The organism is Mycobacterium sp. MOTT36Y (assembly GCF_000262165.1).
In the GTDB taxonomy this organism is placed as follows: domain Bacteria; phylum Actinomycetota; class Actinomycetes; order Mycobacteriales; family Mycobacteriaceae; genus Mycobacterium; species Mycobacterium intracellulare.
Map to the genome: position 1 here is coordinate 1,781,127 of NC_017904.1, position 20,424 is coordinate 1,801,550.

Genomic DNA, 20,424 nt, shown 5'->3' on the forward strand with positions numbered 1-20,424 from the left:
TCACCGCCCCAACACAAGTAGCGAAAGACTATGAGCCATAGTGCATTAGTGATTGACCCGCGATGGGAGCCGCACACCGTCTGCGAGGACGTGGTCGTGGACGCTGGTCGTGTGGCGGCCCTGTCGGCCCTCTTCGACGACAGCAACCCGGCCCCGTTACCGGGTGACGACTTGCCGCCGCTCTGGCACTGGGTCGCGCTACCGCAGTGGTGTTCATCCTCTGCGCTGTCGTCCGACGGCCATCCGCGACGCGGTAGGTTCCTGCCGCCGATCGACCTGCCACGGCGGATGTTCGCCGGTGGTGAGATCGACTTTCACGCTGCGCTCACCGTCGGTCGCGTCATACGACGCGAGTCGTGGGTGGATGGCGTTGAGGAGAAGACCGGCCGGTCCGGCTCTCTGGTCATCGTGCGGGTGACGACGCACTTGTACAACGACCATTCCGACCTGGCCGTCGTTGAGCGTCAGAACCTGATCTTCCGGGAGGCGGCGTCGCAGACCTCCGGCGGTTCCGATCCCGCTGACGCCGCCATCACGCCTCCGACACCGTCGCCACTGCGGCGCACCGGCGAGTGGGAGTGGGAGTTCGAAACGGATCCGTCGTTGCTGATGCGATTCAGCGCCGCAACCGCCAATGCCCATCGCATTCACTACGACTGGCCGTACGCGACCCGTGTCGAGGGATATCCGGGGCTGGTGGTGCACGGGCCGCTCGTGACGTTAGCGCTTGCCGAGATCGTGCGGTTGGAAACGCCGGACGCCGGTGTGCACCGCCTGCGCCACCGGAATGTCGCGCCGCTGTTCTGCGGGCAATCCGCGCGGCTGAAGCGGTTGGCGTCGGACAGCACGTCTGTCGCCCTGTCGGCGACCGGCGACGACGGCCGCGACCACGCCACCGTTGACATTGAATTGCGCTGAAGTTGCTGGGCATCCTGCGTCCGACGCTCTCGACGTTGCGCGCGACATATGTCATGCTGGCCATCAGCCACCAAACAGCGTTAGGTATTCTTCGGAGCCGGTGATGGTGCTGCGCGCGACGGTTTCGCGAGGAAAGGACAGTCCACGATGACGGCAACCGCACGACAGGTCGGGGATCCGGACACGGCAGCGGCCCGGATCGTGGTGCGCTGTCCGGCGGATGGACGAATCGTCGGCAGCGTTCCCGAGATGTCGGCAGCCGAGGTGCACGAGGTGGCCGCCCGGCTGCGCGCCGCCCAGCCGGCGTGGGAGGAGCTCGGGCCGCACGGCCGCAAGAAGCATCTGCTCCGATTCCTCGACTGGATATTGGACAACGAAGACCGGCTGGTCGGCATCATGCAGGAGGAAACCGGCAAGTCGTGGGGCGATGCGGCGATGGAGATCGCGGTGGCCATCGACACGATCAACTACTTCACCAAGCACGCGGCCGACTTCCTCGCGGATCGGGCGGTGAAGCGTGACGGCCCGGTGTCGTTGACGAAGAACCTTCGGGTGTTCATCCGGCCACACCCACTCGTTGGCATCATCACTCCGTGGAATGGTCCGCTGGCGACTCCGATCGTCGACGGCATCCCGGCACTGATGGCCGGGGCCGCGGTGCTCTTCAAGCCGTCCGAGGTGACACCGTTGACCTGGTCAGAGGTCACTCGCGGCTGGATCGAGGAACTCGGCGCTCCCCCTGTGATCGCGTGTGTCACCGGTCGTGGAGCCGCCGGAACCGCGGTGCTCGACGAAGTCGACATGATCCAGTTCACCGGATCGATCGCGACCGGGCGAAAGATCGCCGCTCGTGCCGGCGAACGCCTCATCCCGCACAGCGTGGAGTTGGGCGGCAAAGACGCCATGATCGTCTTGGACGACGCTGACATCGACCGCGCGACCAGCGGCGCAGTCTGGGGCGGCCTGTGGAATTCGGGCCAGATCTGCGTGTCCGTCGAGCGAATCTACGTCCAGGAGCGGGTTTACGACGAGTTCGTCAACAAGCTGGTGGCCAAGGTCCGAGCCCTGCGGCAAGGCATGGATCCCGACGGCAGCTACACCACCGAGATCGGTGCGATGGCCAACGAACGCCAGGTGCAGATCGTCGAGCGCCACGTCGGTGACGCCGTCGAACGCGGGGCGGTCGCGGTTACCGGCGGCCGGCGTAAAGACCAGGGTCTGTTCTTCGAACCGACCGTGCTGACCGGGGTCGATCACTCGATGCTGTGCATGCGCGAGGAGACGTTCGGTCCGACGCTGCCGGTCATGAAGGTCAAGGACGATGAGGAGGCGATCCGCCTCGCCAATGACTCGCCGTACGGGCTGGCGGCCAGTGTCTGGACTGCCGACGAGCAACGCGCTGACCGGGTGGCGCGCCGACTCGAGACCGGCGCGGTCAACATCAACAGCGCGCTGACGGCCACCATGCTGATCCCGTTGCCGATGGTCGGCTGGAAGTCCTCTGGCGTCGGTGGTCGCAACGGGGGAGCCGCGGGAATGCTGAAATTCTGCCGGCAACAGGCGATTGTCTCCGAGCGGTTCCGGCTCAAGTCCGAGCCGCACTGGTATCCCTACGTGCCTCGGATGAGTCGCCTGCAGAAGCGGCTGATCCGGCTCACCGGAGCGCACGACTGGCGTCGTCGGCTTGGGCTGCGCGGACCGAAATGATTTCTGAGGAGCGGAGATAGGTGTGTCACGAATAACGATCGATAGCGGCAAATGTCAGGGTCATGGTCGCTGCGTGCTGATCGCCCCGACCCATTTCGACATGGACGACGACGGCTTCGGCAAGGTATTGGACGACGAGGCCGGGTCATCGCCCGACGTCGACGAAGCGGTCTTCAGCTGCCCTGAGAATGCGATCCGGCTGTCGGACTGAGTGTTGGTCTTCAAGCCGTCGTGGTGATGGTGCCGTCCGCCTGCAGCTCGCGGATCTCGTCTGCGGTGAAGCCGGCCTCGCCGAGCACCGCTGACGTGTCGGCGCCCCGGCTGGCCGGTGCCGGTCGCAGGCGTGCCGGGGTGCGGGATAGCCGCGGCGCCGGTGCCACGGTGACTGTCCCGTCGTCGCTTGCCAGGATCGTGTTGCGGGCCCGCAAGTGCGGGTCGTCGGCCAACTCGTCCAGTTCCAGCACCGGCGCGCCGCAGCCATCGATGTCAGCGAACACCGCCGACCAGTGCGAGCGGGCTTTGGACCGGAACGCCTCGGCGATCCGCTCCCGTAGCTGCGCCCAGCCGGTCGGATCCAGTTGAGCGGCTAAGGCGATGTCCTCGATGCCCAGCGCGGATAAGAATTGCGCGTAGAACTTGGGTTCGATCGCGCCAACGGCGAAAAATCGGCCGTCTTCGCATTCGTAAACGCCGTAGAACGGCGCCCCGCCGGACAACAGGTGCTTGCCGCGACCGGACCACAGCCCGCTATTCAGTTCAGCGAGGTGGATCGCGGCAAGCAGGGCTGCGCCGTCGACGATGGCGCCGTCGATCACCTGCCCTTTGCCGGTGCGGGTCCGTTCGAAGAGCGCCATCATGATTCCGAGGGCGGTGACCAGCGACCCGCCTGCCAGGTCACCTACGTAGGCCAGGGGGGTGACAGGCTTTTCGGAGCCGATGGTGCCGAGGTTGCCGGCTACCGCCGTGTAGTTGATGTCGTGCCCGGCCCGGTCGCTGTATGGCCCATCCTGGCCCCATCCGGTCAACCTCGCATAGATCAGCCGGAGGTTTCGCCCGCACAGTACGTCCGGGCCCAGCCCGCGCCGCTCCATGGTGCCGGGACGGTTGCTCTCCAGCAGCACGTCGGCGTGGTCGGCAAGTCGGGCGATCACCTCGGCACCGCGGGGCGCGCGCAGGTCGATGGCCGCTGAGCGCTTGCCCCGGGACAGATTCGCGGCCGGATCGAAGGGGAGCGGGACGCCCGGTCGTTCGACGGTGACGACATCAGCGCCGAAGTCCGCGAGCAGCATGGAACAGAACGGGCCCGGCCCGAGCGCGCTGAGGTCGAGGACCCGCACTCCGCTCAGCGGGGGAGCTTCGGTCGAAATCGGGGAATCGCCTGTCACGCCATCAAAGTATCAAACAAAGTTTGGTTGTGTGGTCGGACGACGGCGCGTAGGTTCGCGCCGATGAGACCTGGGACGAAGTCGGACGATCCCCGGGGCAGCCGAGCGCAGTCCCACGCGAGCAACCCGACGAGCGTCGAGGCGTATCGAGCGCTGCTCACGCAGCGATTGCGTGCGGAAGGCGCGGTCGGTGCCGACGCTTCCGAGCACGCGGAGTTGGTGTTCAACCTCTCTCGGCTGCACACCCGAATCTCGCAGGACTTCGAGGTCTTGCACCGGCGGCGTGGGTGGACGTGGGCGGGCTTTCGGATCATGAACGTGCTGTGGGTGTTCGGCACTGTTGAGCAACGCGACGTGGCGCGGCTGTCGGGCGGATCGCGCGCAGCGATCTCGAGTGCGCTGAACCCTTTGGAGCGCGACGGCCTGGTGAACCGCGCCAGAGACACCCACGATCGGCGGCTGGTCCGGCTGAAGTTGACCGAGCGAGGACGGACGGAGCTACGCGATGCGATCCGCGAACAGGCCGACCGCGAGCGGCAGTGGCTCTCGGTCCTGGATGCGTCCGAACAGCGCTTGCTCAGCCGCCTTTTGGCCACCGTCGCGGATCGGCGGACCCCCTAACCAAATGTCGATTGTTAAAACCTTGACATATTCGTATGCTGCAGGGCATGAACATGCGAACCCTGATCCAGCACAGCAAGGGCAAGACAAGCCGGCAGGCTCATCGCGACCTGCCGGACTCGAGTTCAAACGGGACGTTGCTCAAAGACGACGAACTGACCCGGCATGGCTTCGACGGACGTGAAGCGGTTCTGTATCGCTCCAACGACCCGACGGTCTTTCGCACCGAAGGCCGCTTCAAGTCCACCTCGGCGGTATTGACCGATATCAAGACCGACGACCTCACCGACGCCCGGGGCGCAGCGCAGCGGCTGTACTACAACGCCGACGCGACGATCTGGCTATCCCGGCGGTCCGAACCGATGCCTTTCTACCGGCGCAACGTCGACGGCGACGAATGCTGGTTCGTGCACCGCGGCGCGGGGACAGTCGAGACCGAATTCGGGCCGATCAGCTACGAGCAGGGCGACTACGTCGTGCTCCCGAAGGCCGTCACCCATCGTTGGGTGGTCGATCCCGGTGAGACCACGCTGTTCGGCATCGAAACAGTCGGCGAGTTGCGGGCGCCGACGTACGTCGGCCTGGGCCGGCACGCTCCATTCGACCCAGATGTCGTGCGCGTACCCGAACCGGTGCCGGTGACATCCGACCAGCATGAGTACGAGATCGGGGTCAAGTACGACGGCGAATATTCATCGATCTACGCCGCCTCTCACCCGTGCGATGTAGAGGGGTGGAAGGGCGACTACTTCCCATTCGCATTCAACATTCGCGACTGGAACGTGATCATGTCCGACAGCCTGCACCTCCCGCCGTCGATGCATTGCTTCCTTGTGGCAGAGGGCATCAACATCATCAATCTGCTGCCACGACCGTTCGAGTCGGTCCAGGGTGTCGAACGCATCCCGTGGTTCCACCGCAACGCCGATTATGACGAGATCGCGCTTATTCACGGCGGCAAGTCTCTCGGTCGACCGTTGAAGGCCGGCCTGGTCAGTCACGATCCGCAGGGCATCCACCACGGCTTCCCTGATCGGGCCCGGATCAAGTCCCGGCGGGAGTGGGAGCAGCACCCGCGCATCGAGTGGGAAATCATCATGGTCGAGGCCTCGCGCCCACTGAAGCTCGACCCCGTGCTGCAGGGCTGACCTCTCGCCGTCTTGACGAGCCACGTCACACCCCTGGCCTAGACGTGACGCAAGACATATGGCATCGTGGCCAATTAATACCGAACAGTGTTTGACCACGGTGACGGTAGTGACGAAGCTGTCGACCTTTGGGGAGCTATGCGATGACCTCTGCACGTACTGACCGCGACCTCGCCGCGCTGCTGGAGTCTTACGATCCGTTCGATCGCGACCACGTCGAGTGGAAGTACGACGCGTTCGCCTACGCGCGGCAGCACTGTCCGGTGGTGCGAACCGAGACCGAGCTCACCGGGCCGATGTGGATGATCACGCGCTACGAAGATGTCCGGCGAGTGCTCGAGGATCCAGAGACGTTCTCCTCGGTGGGCGGATCGCCGGCACCCGCGCCGGTGCGGTTGGGTCCGCTGGATTCCGACCCGCCCGAGCACACCGGCTTCCGCGCGCTGCTCAGCCCATACCTGACCCGCAAGTTCGCGCTGACATACGCCGACGAGATGCGCAAAACCGCCAATGAGCTGATTGACGGATTCATCGAAAACGGCAAGGTCGAGTTGCTCAGCGAGTTTGCGAGCCCGTTCGTCTCCCGCATCTTGGCGCGGATGGTGTTCAACGAGAACGACATGTCCAAGATGGAACGCGCAAAAGAGATCGTGTACCGGGTCACCGAGGACGGCACCGAGGAGTCGTTCATGAACCTCGGGATGCTTTCGGCGGAGTACTTGTTTGCGGCGATCGAGAATCCGCCGGAAGAAGACGGCATCCTGCGGGCGCTGGCGACCGGGACTATCAATGGCGAGCGGTTGACCAACGAGCAGGCACTCGGTGCGATCTCGGTGTTGTTCCTCGGTGGGCTGGACACCACCCGGTCTGCGATCGGCGCCATCGCGATGTACATGGCGCTCAATCCCGAACTCGAGCAACGGGTCCGAGACCCCCGTTGGGTGCGCAACGACATGGACGAGTTCATCCGCCTGACGTCGCCGGTGGGGACGTTCGGCCGCACCGTCATGAAGGACACCGAGATCGCCGGGTGCCCGGTCAAAAAGGGCGAGCGCCTGCTCATCCGGTTCGATTCGGCCAACCGTGACGACGCCAAGTTCCCCAATGCCGACCAGTTGCAGTTCGATCCGCCCCGCGGTGGCAACGCCGGTTTCGGCCTCGGAATCCACCGTTGCATCGGCATGCACCTGGCCCGGGTGGAAATCGCCATCGCGTTCGAGGAATTGCTCGCCCGCGTCACCAACTTCCGGCTGGACGCAGACTCGGCCGACCTGAAGTGGGTGCCCGGAATCGCCAACTACCCGGACCGTGTTCCGCTGATTTTCGACAAGGTCTAGACACTCGCTGTCGATCCCTTTTTCCCACAACATCTTTCAACGAGGAGAACCCTATGACCGGACGCGTCGAGGGCAAGGTCGCACTGATCACCGGCGCCGCTCGCGGGCAGGGGCGCAGCCACGCCCTGCGGTTGGCCGACGAGGGCGCCGACATCATCGCGCTCGACATCGCCGCCCAGGTTGAGTCTGCGCCCTACCCGTTGGCCACTCCTGCCGATCTGGACGAGACCGCGCGCGAAATCAAAGCTCGAGGCCGACGCGTGGTCGCTCGCCAGGTCGACGTTCGCGACGGCGAGGCATTGACAGCGGCAGTCAGCGAGGGGGTGAGCGAACTCGGCCGTCTGGACATCGTGTCCGCCAACGCCGGCATCCTCTCTATCGGTCCATCATTTGAACTGACGGAGCAGACCTGGACAGAGATGATCGACATCAATCTCAGCGGATCGTGGCGGACCACCAAGGCGGCCATTCCACACATGATCGCTGCCGGAAACGGTGGATCCATCGTGCTGACCAGTAGCATCGCCGGCCTGATCGCCCAACCCGGACTAGCGCACTATGTCTCGGCCAAGCACGGCGTCGTTGGGCTGATGAAGACACTGGCACTTGAGTTGGCGCCGTTCAACATTCGGGTCAACAGCGTCCACCCGACCAATGTCGACACTGACATGATCCAGAATGAGCCGACATACCGCGTGTTCCTCCCCGATGACCCGAATCCCACCCGGGAGAAGTTCGCGGTACCGGCTACCGAGATGAACGCACTGGCCATTCCGTGGATCGAAAGTATCGACGTCACCAATGCGGTGCTGTTCTTGGCCAGCGATGAAGCTCGCTACATCACGGGGGTGTCGCTGCCGATCGACGCCGGTGCCTCCATCAAGTGAGTGCCACGACGATCCGCTCGAGCGCCTCCAGTGTTCGACGGGTCCGGTGTTGGTCAGAGTAAAAACCGGCGTCGACGGCAAGTCCCCACAGCAGGTCGACCAGGACCTGCGTGGTGGCTTCGGTGTCGATGTCGGCGTCGACTTCGCCGTCGCGTTGCGCCGCTGCCAGTGCCGCAGCAAAGTGCTCGCGTACCGCGACCAGAGGCTGCATGGCCTGGTCCCGCAGGTCCGGGTGATGGATCGCGTCGGCCGTCGACGTGACGAAGAAGCGCACGAAGGTCTGGTCAATCCGGATGGTCGCCACCGCACGGTCGAAGACCGCCACGATCCGGCGGTCGATCGAACCGGTCTGGCAGAGCGCCGGGCCGAGGATCTCCGAGATCACCACCTCATGCACGGATGCCAAAGCGGCCCGGTACAACTCGATCTTGCTCGGGTAATAGTTGGCGATTGCGTTGCGGGTGAAGCCGGCTTCCTCGGCGATCTGTCGAAGGCTGGCACGGTCGAATCCTATGGTGCTGAACACATCTCGGGCACTGTGCAGAATCTTGAGCCGGGTTTCGGCTCCGTCGGCGCCCAACGGACGGCCGGGTCCGCGGCGAGCGCCAGGTTGAGTCATCCCAGCAACTTTACGACGTGCGGGAGGCAGTGATGACCAATCACGCAGAGAGCCTGGCGACCTACGACGCGATAGTGATCGGCGCCGGGGCCGGCGGAATGGCCGCCGCGGCCCGGCTGAACGCCAGCGGCTTCACGACCCTGCTGGTGGAAAGATACGACCGTGTCGGCGGGCGGGCTTCCACCATTGATGTCGACGGATTCCGGGTCAACACCGGTGCCTTGATCATCGAGCTCGGTGGTGAAAACGCCAAGCTGTTCAAGGATCTCGGCCTCACCATCAACGCGCGGACGCCCAAACGGCCCCTGGTGCTGCGGCTGGGCCGCTGGAATGTGCCGATGATGAGCGGGCTGACGGGCCTGATTTTTCGCGCGCTGCTCGCGCTGGTCGGCGCCGTCGCTCGCCGCGCGCCACGGATGCGTCCGCAACGCGGTATCAGCACCGCGCAGTGGCTGTCCCGCATGCGGGCCGGGGCGTTCGTCCATGGGTTGGTTCGCAACCTCACCAGCGCGATGTTCGCCGCCGAACCCAGCGATGTCGAGGCAGCCGTATTCTTCGACTACCTCACCAAGCCCAAGGCGCTCGACACTTATGCCATGCATCCGGAGGGCAGCATCGGACCGTGGCGGCAGCTGGCAGATCACTTCGAGCACAGCGGCGGCACGCTCTGGCTTAACAGCCAGGCCGTCGCGTTGACATTCGACGATTCGGGTCGGGTCGACGGTGCCACGATCCGCCGGCCCGACGGGACGGTCCACGTCAGCGCCCGCGTGGTGGTCAGCAACGCCGGACCGGTTGCGACGGTACGCATGTGCGGCGACGCCAACCTGCCCGGTGGTTACGGCGAACATGTTCGGGCACAGTCGAATCCGAGCACCCTGATCACCGTGAATTTCGCCAGCGAGCAGCCGTTGGGCTCGGTCACCGGCCTGGTGTTCTTCGGCCCTACCCGCCGGCTGGCCTACGCCGCCAATCTCACCGCGACATGTCCGGAGATGGCGCCCGCAGGATGGAACCTGTACGCGGCGGCCTCCACGCCGCACCCCGCGACCGGCGATTTCGACGTCGACCACGAGGTCGCGTTGCTGAAAGCGGATCTGCACGAACACTTCCCGGGCTTCGGCTCCGCCCGCATCTTGTCGGTCGAGATTTGCGCAGGGGAGGACTGGCCCGCACAGCGAGCCATCGCCGGCCGCGATCTGCCGCAAACGACCCCGATTGCAAACCTTTTCAACGTCGGGGACGGCGTGCGTGAGTGGGCCACGGCAGGCCAGAGCGGCTGCGTGCAATCCGCACGCTTGGTGACCGAGCGAATCCGGGCCGCGATGTCGCCCTCGGCGCAAAGCGTCACCCGCGCCTGACTCCGGCACCCAGTGGCCGGTCGTGTCACCGTGACGACAGCGCCGGAATGTGTCCGGTCATCCCGCCGTCGACAACAAGAACCTGACCCGTGATCATCGCGGAGGCGTCGGAGGCAAGGAAGACCGCGACGCGGGCGATATCCGCCGGTTCGGCGAGCCGACCCACTACCTGGCCCTCGATGATCAGCCGGCGCAGTTCGTCAGAGACGTTCGCGCGCGCAGCCGGCGTATCGACAACGCCCGGCGCGATCGCATTGCAACGCACACCTGACGGACCGTATGTCGTCGCGATGATGCGCGTCAGTGACTCAATGGCGCCCTTCGCCGACGAGTACGCGACCTGGCGGGTGGAGCCCGAGCGCCCTTTGACCGACGAGGTGTAGATGATGCTGCCCCGGCCGGCTTCGATCATGTCCGGCAGGGTGTGTTTGGCACTGAGCATCGATCCGCGGGCCGCAACGGCGAATGCGCGGTCCCACGTCGCGACCTCCAACGTGAGTAAGTCGTTGTCGCGGTCGAAGATCGAGACATCGGCGGCGTTGCTGTGCAAGACCGTGACGGGCCCCAACCGGGCGCGCACGACCGGCATCGCGGCGGCCCAGTGTTCTTCGTCGGCCACATCGAGCCGCAGCGCGAGGGCCCGCCCACCCGTTCGCTCGATCGCTGCGGCAACGGCTTCGGCGGAGTCGATGTTGATGTCGGTGACCGCGATTGCCGCTCCCGCCTCGGCCAGCGCCTGCGCGCTGGCCGCGCCGATCCCGGACGCGGCGCCGGTGACAAGCGCGACCCGGCCGTCGAGCTCGCCGCTCATGCTTGGTGGACGCTCAAATCGCGGCCTTTGAGGTATTGGCGCAGATCTTCGATGAATTGCGAGTAGATCGCCCGGAAGGTCGCGGTCATCGTCTCGAGAGCAGCTGGCTCGCAGTCGAACTCGCCGTACCACTCGAGAAATGTGGTGTTCGAGTCGGTCACTGGCAGCACGCGGATGGTGCCGCGGTAGGTAGACACCGGAAAAGGTATCTCTTCGGCGAAGTCGTAGGAATAGCTGCGGGCGGGTGCGTCATAGCGCACCAGCCGTTCGCGGGCGGTGCCGCCGCCGGGCTCCAGCGTGAGGTTGCGCACCGAACCCACCGCGCCCGGTCCGGCACCGTTCTCGGGCGTGCTGGACCGAACCATCGTGACCCAGGCGGGCAACCCGTGGAAGTCGCCGATCACCGACCACACGGTGTCGACGTCGCTTTCGATGATGGTGCTGACGTAGGCAAGGCTCATGCAACCCTCCGCTCAAACCAAACATTGGTTGATTTAAAATTCAATCATAGCTGCGGTCGACCGGGCTACGCCTAATGCCGACGCTATAGCAGCGCCGAGCCGCCAGATGGCCCGACCGCACCCTCATCAGGGCAGGCGGTGGCCAAGGCGGCCGGGCATGTGGTTGTATAGAGAACCAATTGCCGTTTGGTTCGGTAGATAGGCGGATGGAGTATGAAAGCGCTCGTCATCGGCGGGAGCGGCGCAACCGGCGTCCCGGTGCTGCAGGGACTTCTGCAACGGGGTCACGACGTGACCATGCTGCACCGCGGCGTGCACGAGCCGGCCGACCTGCCGGACGTTCCGCACATCCACGCCGACCCACACTTCGCCGAATCGATCACCGAGGCGGTGGGCGACCAGTCCTTCGACATCGTGCTGGCGATGTACGGGCGAGTCGCTGCGATCGCGGAGGTGTTCGCCGGACGGTGCGGGCAGCTGATCAGCATCGGCGGGGTGCCGGCCTACCGCGGTTGTCTGCAGCCCGAAACCGTCACGCCCTACGGCATGGCGCTCAACGCGCGTGAGGATGGCCCGCTGGCCGACGGCACCGAACCGGTGCCGCGTTTCGCCAAGCTGATCCGGTCGGCCGAGCGCGCCGTCCTGGATCGGGCGGCGTCCGGCGCGTTCCGCGGCACGGTGATCCGGTACCCCGCGATCTACGGCCCACGCAACCTGGTGCCCTGGGAATGGTCGGTGATGCGCCGTATCCGTGACGGCAGGACCCGAATGATCCTGCCCGACAACGGTTTATGGATCATCTCCCGGGCCGCTGGGCGTAACGCCGCCGAGGTCGTGCTCGGCGCCGTCGACAACCCCGACGTCGCCAACGGCCAGGCCTACAACGCCGGCGACGACGACCAATACACCGTGCGTCAGTGGGCCGAGGCGATCGCTCAGATCATGGCCGGTGAGCTTGAATTCGTCGGCATTCCCGGCGAACTCGCGGGTTCGGCGCTGATCGAGCTGTTGCCTCCGACCGGGCGGCCGCACATCCTGCTGGACACCAATAAGGCGAAGCGCGAGCTGGGCTACCGCGAGGTCATATCCGCTCGCGACGCGATGGTGGAGGCCGTAGAGTGGCTCGAGGCGCACCCGGTCACCAGCGAGGACTACCCGCTGTATCCGGCGAGGTTCGATTACCCGGCCGAGGACCGACTGATCGAGGCCTACATGCAGGCCGTCAGTTGGGTGCGAGACCAGGCCCCGGACGAGGCGCCGGACGTGCGTCACCCGATGCCCCATCCGAAGACCGTTGCCGTTGGCCGTGACCAGGACGGCCGCTGATTTCTTGCAGGAGGAACCCATGACGACCATGTGGCGTCGTTTTCAGGACATGGTCGGGATCGAGTACCCGATCGTGCAGGACGGCATGGGCCCGTCGCCGACCACTTTGCTGGCCGCCGCGGTGTCAGCGGCCGGCGGGCTGGGCACCGTCAGCTGTCCTTCCATCGTGAACAGCTCAGAGCAGTTCCTCCGCGAGGGATTCCGCGCGGCGATCGAGCACGTGGCGTCCAGCACGGACCGTCCGTTTGCCGTCAACGTCCCGGTCGGCCGGACGGCCAGCGGCGAGCTCCTGCTGGTCAGCCGCATCTGCATCGACGAGGCCATCGCAGTCAAACGCGACGGCGGACGGACCGGCGACCAGCTGAGGGCCATCGTCACCTCGGCCGGCTTCGCCGGTGAGTTCGGCGCAGCCATCCGGGAATCCGGCCTGGTGCACATGGCCAAGGTCGGGTCGGTCCGGCACGCGCTCAAGGCCGCCGAGAGTGGTGCCAACGTCATCATCGCTTCGGGCTACGAAATGGGCGGGCACACGCACGCCAAAGGGGTGCACACCATGGTGCTGGCCCCGCAGGTGATCGACGCGCTTGACATCCCCGTCGTGGTATCCGGCGGGATCTGCGACGGCCGCGGGCTGGCCGCCGTGCTGGCGATGGGTGGCGCCGCCGCCGCAATGGGCACCCGGTTCATCGCCACCCAGGAGCACCAGTGGCACGCGGCGTACAAACAGCGCATCGTCGACGCGAAGGAGTGGGAGGATGTCGTTTACGGCGGCATCTACGCCCCGATCCGTGGCCTGCGCAACAAGGGTTTGGAGCTCATGGAGGACGTGCGAAAGACCATGTCTCCCGAGGACTTTCAGGTGTGGGAGGAAGAGCAGATCCGCAAGGCCCAGCGCGAGGGCGACGTGGTCGACGGCCTGATGGTGGCCGGTCAGGTGTCCGCGGCCATACACGACATCCCGACGGTCGCCGACCTGGTCGGGCGGATCGTGACCCAGGCGCGCGGACTGTTGGGCGAGGCAGGGGTGGCGCTGGGAGAACCTGCATGCCGGTAACCGAGACCGTCCACGATAGCGGTCGACTGGCGGGTGTCGCGGAACTGGTCGTTGAAAGCCCGCCCGTCAACGCCTATTCGATCGGCGACCTGGCCCAGCTGACCGAACTGTTGCGCAGCTACGAGCGTCGCGAAGAAGTCCGGGCCGTGGTGTTGCGAGCGCAGGGCAAGGGGTTTTGCGGCGGCGGTGACGTCAAAGAGGTGCAGAGCCTACCGGGATTCGACGGCATCCTCGGTCAGGCTCGAGGGTCCCAGGACACCAGCGTGGCCATTGCCGAGTGCGCGGTTCCGGTCATCGGCTGCATACACGGCTACTGCGTCGGCCTGGGGGTGCTGCTGGCCGGCACCTGCGATGTGCTGATCGGTTCCCGGGGAACACGATTCGTGCTCGCCGAGGCGGACAACGGCGCTACGACCGGCGCGGTGCAGGCGCTGGGCCTGCTGCCGGAACGCCGGCTGCGTTCGGCGATGTTCACCTGCGAGCCGTTCGACATCGCCGAGTTGCACAGTTATGGCAGCGTGTACCACGTGGAAGCGACGGTCGAGGCCGCGCTGGCCAGAACCTACGAGGTCGCGGCGACGATCGCGGCCAAAGCGCCCCGGGTGATCAGGGCCCTCAAGTTGACGCTCAACAACACCGCGGGCCGTGACTTGCGCCGGCTGTATCGGCAAGAACTGAGCTACACCTTCGAGCTGAATATGCTCGGTGACAGCAGCAAAGCCCGCCAGACCTTTCTGGACGGCACCCGCGACAGCTATATGAGCGACACCTCCGCGTCGTCCTCGTGATCGCGCGGCGGTCGGAGTCAGTTCCCGTCGCCCATCATGCGGCCGACCAACGGCAACCACATTCGCCGCGGGGCGTGGCTACCCACCCAGGCGAAGGCGCGAACGCTTCGGCGCGGGATGACGACGCGTTTGCTCTGTGCGAGCGCCCGTAACCCGGCCTCGGCGATCTCGGCAGGCTCGGCCATCAACGCGCTCGGGGTGCGGCTCTCGGTGCCGAGCATCCCCGCCACCTCGGAGAACTCGGTTCGCACGCCGCCGGGACACAACCCGGTGACCGTCACCCCGTGGCGCCCGAGCTCCCAGTGCAGCGCTTCGGCCAGCGAGGTCACCGCCGCCTTTGTCGCGGCGTACGCCCCGAAGTTCGGCATCGGCTGGTTGCCCGCCATCGATGAGACCAGCAGAATCGCCCCTTCACCCCGCGCCACCATCGCGGGAGCGAGCGCCCGGGTGAGCAGGAAGGTTCCCTCGACGTTGGTGCGGATCAGCTCCTGGATCCGCCCGGGGTCGGCGTCGATGAACGGTCCGCCCATCCCGAACCCGGCGCATGCCAGCAGCACGTCGATCTCCAAACCGGACTGCGCCAGGTCCGCGAGCAGTCCGGCGCGGCCGTCGGGATCGCTGACATCGGCGGCGATCACCTCGATGCGCCGCCGGCCGCCGGCGGACAGCTCGCGGGCATACGCCGTCAGCCGATCACGCCGCCGCGCCACCAAGATGGCGTCATGGCCGCGCGCAATCAGGCCGCGCGCCAGTTCCGCGCCGATGCCTGAGGACGCGCCGGTGATCAGCGCCGCCGCGCCGCTTCGGGGAGATGGGATCGCCATCGTCTCGCTCAGCTCAGTAGCAGCGCGTCCGCGCCGGTGTCCGCGACGATCGATGCCGAATTGGTGAACATCTGCGCCCACATCTGATCACCCCGCTCGGTCTGCTGCAGCGTCATCGACACCGCGATCGTCAGTAGGAACGGATACAGCGAGCTCACCCGGTAGCTGTCTTGGCACTGGGCGAAGGAAAAGTCGTCGACACCGGCCGCCCGCAGTCCGTCGTGATACAGGTGCAGCAGGCGGTCCTGGTGCGCGCGGCGCTCGTCGACGCCCAGGCACGACCCCAGGTAGATCGCCACGTCAAGCAGAGGTGGCCCGAGCCGGGCGCCCTGCCAATCGATCACTAAGACCGGTGGCGCTCCGCCGAGTCGGGCGAACATCATGTTGTCCAGCCGGTAGTCGCCGTGGGCTATCACGAACGGCGGACCCCACAGCCGCCGTGCACTGCCGGCCGCGGCGGGAGCCAGCCGCTTGGCCAACTCCAGATGAGTGGGGTCGACCCGGTTGTGGAATCGAGCGACGAACGCCTCGATCAAGGGTTCGACGGCGGCGAACAACAATTCGGTGCGCGCGAGGCCGGCCCACGGCAGCTCGGCCAGGCCCGGGTCATTCCAGATCGGTGCCTGCAGCCCGGGCAGCGCTCCGATTGCCAGTTCGGCCTGTGTCAGGGTTCCGCCGCCGACCATGTCGCCGACGTCCGAGGTCGCCTGCAGATCTTCGAGCACCAGCGTGAACCGCCCGCTGTCCGGCTCGACGTCGCCCCAGTAGATGGCAGGTATCGCGGCACTGAGTCTGGGCGCAACCTGCTGATAGAAGCGAACCTCGGATTCGTAGATGCCCATCGCCGCACCCATCTGCCGCGAACTGGCATCTGCCGAGGGCAGTTTCACGATCAGCGAGGCCGGACCGGCGGCGCCACCGGCGTACCCCAACTGTGCGCGAGCAACGAACCCAGCCTGCCCGGTACCGATCACCCGGGCATCGACCGAGCCCACCGCGTCCTGCGCTCCGAGGGCGCCGCTGGTGCGCAACACCTGTGTGAACCATTGCGGCGTCAGCTCGTCGGTCGTGTCGACGATATGTGTCATCGGACTTCCTTACTGTCGGCGCCGGCCCACAGGGGTCGAACGACGTCGGGTTCGCACCGCTCGTCGACGATCCACTTCACCATTCGACGCATCGGCTCGATTCCGTCTTGTGGCAGCGACACGCTCGGGTCGGCCGCGTACCCCAGCGACACCAGGCGCTGAGCTCCGTGCAACGGAAGTTGCTCCCGCAGCTGAGCTTTGAGCGACTCGGGATAGATGCCAACGGTCTGGGTGTACGCGTTGATCCCGCGGATCGCGTCTGCCGGATCGTCGATGGGCACGATGTTGGCGACCCGGCCCGACAGCCGTCCCGAAAAATCGACCGGCTCGTCGAGCTGCGACACGATGACGGCCCCCTTGCCGCCCCGGCCGCCGATGACCCGGTACCAGTCGGGGCTGGACCGCAGCGCGTCGATCTCGGCGACGAGTTCTGGATCCGACCATTTCGCAGGCGTGCTGAGGTGCTCCGGCAACCGCTGCAGTTGTGCATAGATCGCCTCACCGAGCCGGTTGGCAAGCTCGAGCCCGTCGGGATCGGTGCCACTGGCCACGTAGACAACGCGCGCGTTGACGCACCCGAGCTGGTTGAGGGCACCGATGTCGGTGGCCGTACGCAACGCGACATCGACGAACGCCTCCTCGGACGCGAAAGCCTGCGGCCCGATGATCGTCGCGCTGCGTTTCGGATCGAGCGAGATCAGCTCGAGCCCCGGCTGGACATAGCGGAGCACATGGGTGACCGAGGCGAGCCCGCCCCAGGCGATGATCTTCTCAACGCCGGCGGGCTGGAAGAGCCGCTCCTCGAACCCGGTATCCCCACCCTTCCAGTACGCGACGGACAAATGACGGGTGATCGGGTGCGCCGGGTCGAGCTCGCGCATCGTGCGGGCGATCGCAAGCGCGGTCAGCGGATCGTTGGACGGGGTTTTGATGATCGCGTCCGAGCGCCCGACCGCGTTGCGGATGATGCTCAGCGCCGCGATCAGTGGGCTGTTGCCGGCGATGATGTGTACGGTGCGGGCGCCGAACGCCCGCACCGACGCCGTCCGGCCGTCGGCCATCACCCGAGGGACCCAGCCCTCGAGGTAGGGGATCCCGACTGTGGTCTCGGCAAGTTCGCTCACCGCGGCGGCGCTGAACAGAGCCGGCAGCTGTTCGAACGATGAGCGGACCAGCGGAGGGGTCATGTCGGAGAACTGCGCGGAGAGCTCCAGCGCCTCTTGCATGTGGGCATTACGGGGCAGCGTCAGCGCGTCACCGAGGGCCGCCAGGTAGGCGACGATCTCGCTGAACGGCAGGTCCTGAACCTCGCGCAGTCGGCTGGGGTCCGACAGCTCCAAAGAACCCAGCAGGCGATGCGGGTCCGGTGCGCGAAAGGTGGCGGTGCCGCTGCGGCCGCCGAAAGTTACGAGGTCGTCGTCGATCAACTGCCCGCGGATGATCGCGGGTGCGGCGAATCCGGTCATGGTGTTGTTCATGGTGTTGTTCATGGGTGGACGGTCACGAGTTCGCCGGTGAGAAATTCCAGCGCCGCGCGGTGCGCGTCCTCAGCGGCCACGCAGGTGATTTTGTCGTCTCCGTTGTGTTTGTCGCTGTAGCGCTCGATGGTCGGCGCGGCGTGGGCGGTGGTCCGCCCACATCCGCATGGCTCGAAGCTGAGGGTGAACTCGTCGCCACTGACGAAACCGCCCCAGTAGGTGGCGGCGAGCAGATCGAATACCGCCATCCGCCCGGTGTGCTCGCCGGTCCGCGGGAACGGCGCTCCGTCGACAGGATCGAGGACAAACGGGATGATCCACGGTTCGAAGTGGTAGCGGCCGCGTTCGCACATCTTGTTGAGCGCGGTGATCTCCGACATCACGTAGCTGTGCTGGATGTGTTCCACGCCGGAGAACCGCCGGACCGTCTCCTCCCAGTCATCTGGGACGACCTGGCCCTTGGCGCCACCGCCCGTGGTGATGAGCGAATCGGAGGCGAACACGTTCTCCAGGCCGGCGTCGAGTCCGGCCTTGGAGATGTTGTACAGCACGTTCCAGGTGGCCAGCATCCAGATCCGGCGTCCGCGCATATCCCGGCTGATCTCGTTGATGAATTTCGGCAGCGATTCCGCCATCTCGCGCTGCTCGCGTTCGAACTCCTCCCGCCGCGCCCGCAACGCGGGGCTGATCTCGAGCTTGGCGAGCTCGCCGCGGGCCGCGGCGGCGCGTACCCGTCCGGCGAGATAGGCCGCGTCCGAGCTCATCCGCCCCGGGCGCAGCGCATGCAGTCGGTCCTCCGAACCGAGCAGGTGGGGAAGGGCCATGCCGGGAAAGCGGGTGATCGCGCTGCGGCCCGAGCGCCACAGCGGCCAGATCAGCTCGAACCATTCGCCGTCGTGGCGGCCCCCCACGCCGAGCGGGTCACTGTATTGGAACAGTCCGCACCGCGACGCCCGGCCCATCTGATCCCACTCGTGTGTCGAGCGCGGCAGAAACGACATCGTCCCCGTGGTGCCCGAGGAGTGCACGGCCCGCAGGGGCGTGGCCGCCTCCAGTGTGTCGAGCCAGGCATCAATCGTCTCGCACTCGGAGACGTCGACGCTGGCGAGGTCGATCGTGGTCAGCCGATCAAGCCAGCGGGTGAGTTCGGTGAACCGACTCCGCACCAGCAGCGCGGCCGGGTAGGACTTGTACACCGTATGCTGGAACAGCAGCGGGACAACGTCATTGAGCTGACCGACCGCGTCGACCTCGGCTTCGTCGGCGAGCCGGGTGAGCGTCGCAACGGTGTGACGGAGCTGGCCGAAGCGCAGCTGCAGTGCCTCCAGCTGCAGAGCAGCGAGCTCGTCGACCGGCACATGCTGCATCGCGTGCCATGAATGGCCGAAGAACTCGGCCGGGGCGTTGGCGAACTGCCGGGCGTCCGCCGCGACGGTCACGACGCGTCAGCCCGAGAGCTTGCCGCGACCGATGTCGTCGCTTGTGGTCGCTCCCGCCATGCCGCGAGCAGCGCCGCGTTCTGCCGGGGAGTGGACCCGTATGTGGTGACCTCGTCGGCGCCGGCGTCGATGAAACGCTGCAGCGACGTTACGCACTCGGAGACGGTGCCGACCGCGCTGCAGTCGGTGATCCAGCTCCACGGCAGCACCGATGCCGGCCCCAGCATCTCGTGCCGGTGGAACGTCAGGTCCGCGGCGCGGTTGAGGTTGTGGAACTGCTCGTGGTTGCGCATGCGGTTGACGGTCTCCAGATCCCAGTGGTTCGCGGTGGCCAGGACGTCGCCGTACAGCGGGTATTGGAGATAGGTCACCAGTCGCCCGGCCGATATGGACTTGGTCTCGATCTCGTCCATGTCTGGGGCGGTCACGACCGGGGCCACGATGCGGATTTCTGCGGGGTCGCGACCAATCCGCTCGCAAGCCGTCCGGATGCGCTGGACCGCGTCGGCGACGGCGTCGGGGGTCAGCATGGGCGGCAGGATCACCCCGTCGAACGCCTCGGCCGCCGCCGCCGCACCGCGTTCGTGGCAGAAGCCCGCGATCCAGATCGGCGGTTGCGGTCCCTGATAGGTCTCGGCGAAAGCCAACGCGGTGAACGAACCGAGTTGACCGGTGTAGGACACCGACTCGCCGGCCCACAGCCGGCGGGTGATCTTCGCGCTTTCCACCATTGCCTTGGTCGTGGTCACCGGGATACCCATGCCGCGGAACGCACCGGCCTCACCGCGGCCGAGCCCGAGCACGAAACGCGGACCGAAACACGAGTGCATCGTGGCGCCGAGTGCGGCCGGCATCCAGGGATGTCGCGTGGTCGGCACGATGATCCCGGTGACCAGCTCGAGGCGGGTCGTCAGCGCACCGATGCCCGCGAGGATGACGTCGGCTTCCTTCAGATCCCATCGTTCGGAGATGAAGACGCGTCGAAAGCCGATCTGCTCGGCGTCGACCCCATCCTGGATGCCCTGAGCCGGGGTCCGGCCTTCGGTCTCGCGCTCGAACTTGCTTCCATCCGAACTCACCGCGCCGGCGATGATGAAGGCGCTGAAATCGTCTGTCACAGGCGGGAGTTCGACGCTGCCGAGCTGTCCCTTATCTGCGGTAACGGTCATCGG

The 20,424-nt window shown here is 66.2% G+C and carries 20 protein-coding genes; 11 read left to right on the forward strand and 9 right to left on the reverse strand.

The window, feature by feature from the left end:
* Positions 1-48: 48 nt before the first annotated feature.
* From W7S_RS08370 to W7S_RS08380, 3 genes are all read left to right on the forward strand, one after another.
* On the forward strand, positions 49-918 hold the full coding sequence (locus W7S_RS08370) for a MaoC family dehydratase N-terminal domain-containing protein (RefSeq protein ID WP_014711230.1): 870 nt from the start codon (positions 49-51) through the stop codon (positions 916-918).
* 147 nt (positions 919-1,065) lie between these two features.
* Entirely contained in the window at positions 1,066-2,625 is a 1,560-nt protein-coding gene (locus tag W7S_RS08375) for an aldehyde dehydrogenase family protein (RefSeq protein ID WP_014711231.1), read from the forward strand.
* 22 nt (positions 2,626-2,647) lie between these two features.
* The gene (locus W7S_RS08380) at positions 2,648-2,836 is read left to right on the forward strand and encodes a ferredoxin (protein ID WP_255348942.1); all 189 of its coding nucleotides are present in this window, start codon (positions 2,648-2,650) and stop codon (positions 2,834-2,836) included.
* 10 nt (positions 2,837-2,846) lie between these two features.
* On the opposite strand, the gene W7S_RS08385 is transcribed toward W7S_RS08380, so the two are convergent.
* A complete protein-coding gene (locus W7S_RS08385; protein ID WP_014711233.1) occupies positions 2,847-3,962 on the reverse strand; it encodes a CaiB/BaiF CoA-transferase family protein in 1,116 nt (371 codons plus the stop codon).
* A 111-nt stretch (positions 3,963-4,073) separates the two neighbouring features.
* Here W7S_RS08385 and W7S_RS08390 point away from each other — a divergent pair, with 111 nt between their 5' ends.
* From W7S_RS08390 to W7S_RS08405, 4 genes are all read left to right on the forward strand, one after another.
* The gene (locus W7S_RS08390) at positions 4,074-4,631 is read left to right on the forward strand and encodes a MarR family winged helix-turn-helix transcriptional regulator (protein ID WP_041297807.1); all 558 of its coding nucleotides are present in this window, start codon (positions 4,074-4,076) and stop codon (positions 4,629-4,631) included.
* Positions 4,632-4,678: 47 nt separating this feature from the next.
* On the forward strand, positions 4,679-5,779 hold the full coding sequence (locus tag W7S_RS08395; protein ID WP_238535832.1) for a homogentisate 1,2-dioxygenase: 1,101 nt from the start codon (positions 4,679-4,681) through the stop codon (positions 5,777-5,779).
* Between the two features lie 143 nt (positions 5,780-5,922).
* Positions 5,923-7,116 carry a cytochrome P450 gene (locus W7S_RS08400; protein WP_014711236.1) on the forward strand — a complete coding sequence of 398 codons (1,194 nt, stop codon included), beginning with the start codon at positions 5,923-5,925 and terminating at the stop codon, positions 7,114-7,116.
* Positions 7,117-7,169: 53 nt separating this feature from the next.
* A complete protein-coding gene (locus tag W7S_RS08405) occupies positions 7,170-8,003 on the forward strand; it encodes a mycofactocin-coupled SDR family oxidoreductase (protein ID WP_014711237.1) in 834 nt (277 codons plus the stop codon).
* On the opposite strand, the gene W7S_RS08410 is transcribed toward W7S_RS08405, so the two are convergent.
* Positions 7,996-8,583, reverse strand: coding sequence for a TetR/AcrR family transcriptional regulator (locus W7S_RS08410; RefSeq protein ID WP_014711238.1), 588 nt, complete (start codon positions 8,581-8,583; stop codon positions 7,996-7,998). The genes W7S_RS08405 and W7S_RS08410 overlap by 8 nt on opposite strands.
* A 71-nt stretch (positions 8,584-8,654) precedes the next feature.
* On the opposite strand from W7S_RS08410, the gene W7S_RS08415 reads away from it, so the two are divergent.
* Positions 8,655-9,983, forward strand: coding sequence for an FAD-dependent oxidoreductase (locus W7S_RS08415; protein ID WP_014711239.1), 1,329 nt, complete (start codon positions 8,655-8,657; stop codon positions 9,981-9,983).
* A gap of 25 nt (positions 9,984-10,008) precedes the next feature.
* Here W7S_RS08415 and W7S_RS08420 read toward each other — a convergent pair whose 3' ends face one another.
* A complete protein-coding gene (locus tag W7S_RS08420; RefSeq protein WP_014711240.1) occupies positions 10,009-10,794 on the reverse strand; it encodes an SDR family NAD(P)-dependent oxidoreductase in 786 nt (261 codons plus the stop codon).
* The gene (locus tag W7S_RS08425) at positions 10,791-11,255 is read right to left on the reverse strand and encodes an SRPBCC family protein (protein ID WP_014711241.1); all 465 of its coding nucleotides are present in this window, start codon (positions 11,253-11,255) and stop codon (positions 10,791-10,793) included. Before W7S_RS08425 ends, W7S_RS08420 begins: the two co-directional genes overlap by 4 nt.
* Before the next feature lie 213 nt (positions 11,256-11,468).
* Here W7S_RS08425 and W7S_RS08430 point away from each other — a divergent pair, with 213 nt between their 5' ends.
* The 3 genes from W7S_RS08430 to W7S_RS08440 are packed head-to-tail and all read left to right on the forward strand — an operon-like array spanning position 11,469 to position 14,423.
* Complete coding sequence (locus W7S_RS08430) at positions 11,469-12,581, forward strand: epimerase (protein ID WP_014711242.1); 1,113 nt, start codon at positions 11,469-11,471, stop codon at positions 12,579-12,581.
* A 19-nt stretch (positions 12,582-12,600) separates the two neighbouring features.
* Positions 12,601-13,635, forward strand: coding sequence for a nitronate monooxygenase family protein (locus W7S_RS08435; RefSeq protein WP_014711243.1), 1,035 nt, complete (start codon positions 12,601-12,603; stop codon positions 13,633-13,635).
* A complete protein-coding gene (locus W7S_RS08440) occupies positions 13,626-14,423 on the forward strand; it encodes an enoyl-CoA hydratase-related protein (protein ID WP_014711244.1) in 798 nt (265 codons plus the stop codon). Before W7S_RS08435 ends, W7S_RS08440 begins: the two co-directional genes overlap by 10 nt.
* 17 nt (positions 14,424-14,440) lie before the next feature.
* Here the strand turns inward: W7S_RS08440 and W7S_RS08445 are convergent, their stop codons facing one another.
* From W7S_RS08445 to W7S_RS08465, 5 genes are read right to left on the reverse strand one after another with little or no spacing between them, the layout of a single operon-like run.
* Positions 14,441-15,247, reverse strand: coding sequence for an SDR family oxidoreductase (locus W7S_RS08445; RefSeq protein ID WP_014711245.1), 807 nt, complete (start codon positions 15,245-15,247; stop codon positions 14,441-14,443).
* 8 nt (positions 15,248-15,255) lie between these two features.
* Positions 15,256-16,335: a phosphotransferase gene (locus W7S_RS08450; RefSeq protein ID WP_014711246.1), complete on the reverse strand. Its 1,080-nt coding sequence runs from the start codon at positions 16,333-16,335 to the stop codon at positions 15,256-15,258.
* The gene (locus W7S_RS08455) at positions 16,332-17,825 is read right to left on the reverse strand and encodes an acyl-CoA reductase (RefSeq protein WP_014711247.1); all 1,494 of its coding nucleotides are present in this window, start codon (positions 17,823-17,825) and stop codon (positions 16,332-16,334) included. The genes W7S_RS08450 and W7S_RS08455 overlap by 4 nt, the downstream gene beginning before the upstream one ends.
* Positions 17,822-19,252 (reverse strand): hypothetical protein, encoded by a 1,431-nt coding sequence (locus W7S_RS08460; RefSeq protein WP_014711248.1) that lies wholly within the window; start codon positions 19,250-19,252, stop codon positions 17,822-17,824. Before W7S_RS08460 ends, W7S_RS08455 begins: the two co-directional genes overlap by 4 nt.
* The gene (locus W7S_RS08465; RefSeq protein ID WP_014711249.1) at positions 19,249-20,421 is read right to left on the reverse strand and encodes a TIGR03857 family LLM class F420-dependent oxidoreductase; all 1,173 of its coding nucleotides are present in this window, start codon (positions 20,419-20,421) and stop codon (positions 19,249-19,251) included. Before W7S_RS08465 ends, W7S_RS08460 begins: the two co-directional genes overlap by 4 nt.
* Between the last annotated feature and the right edge of the window lie 3 nt (positions 20,422-20,424).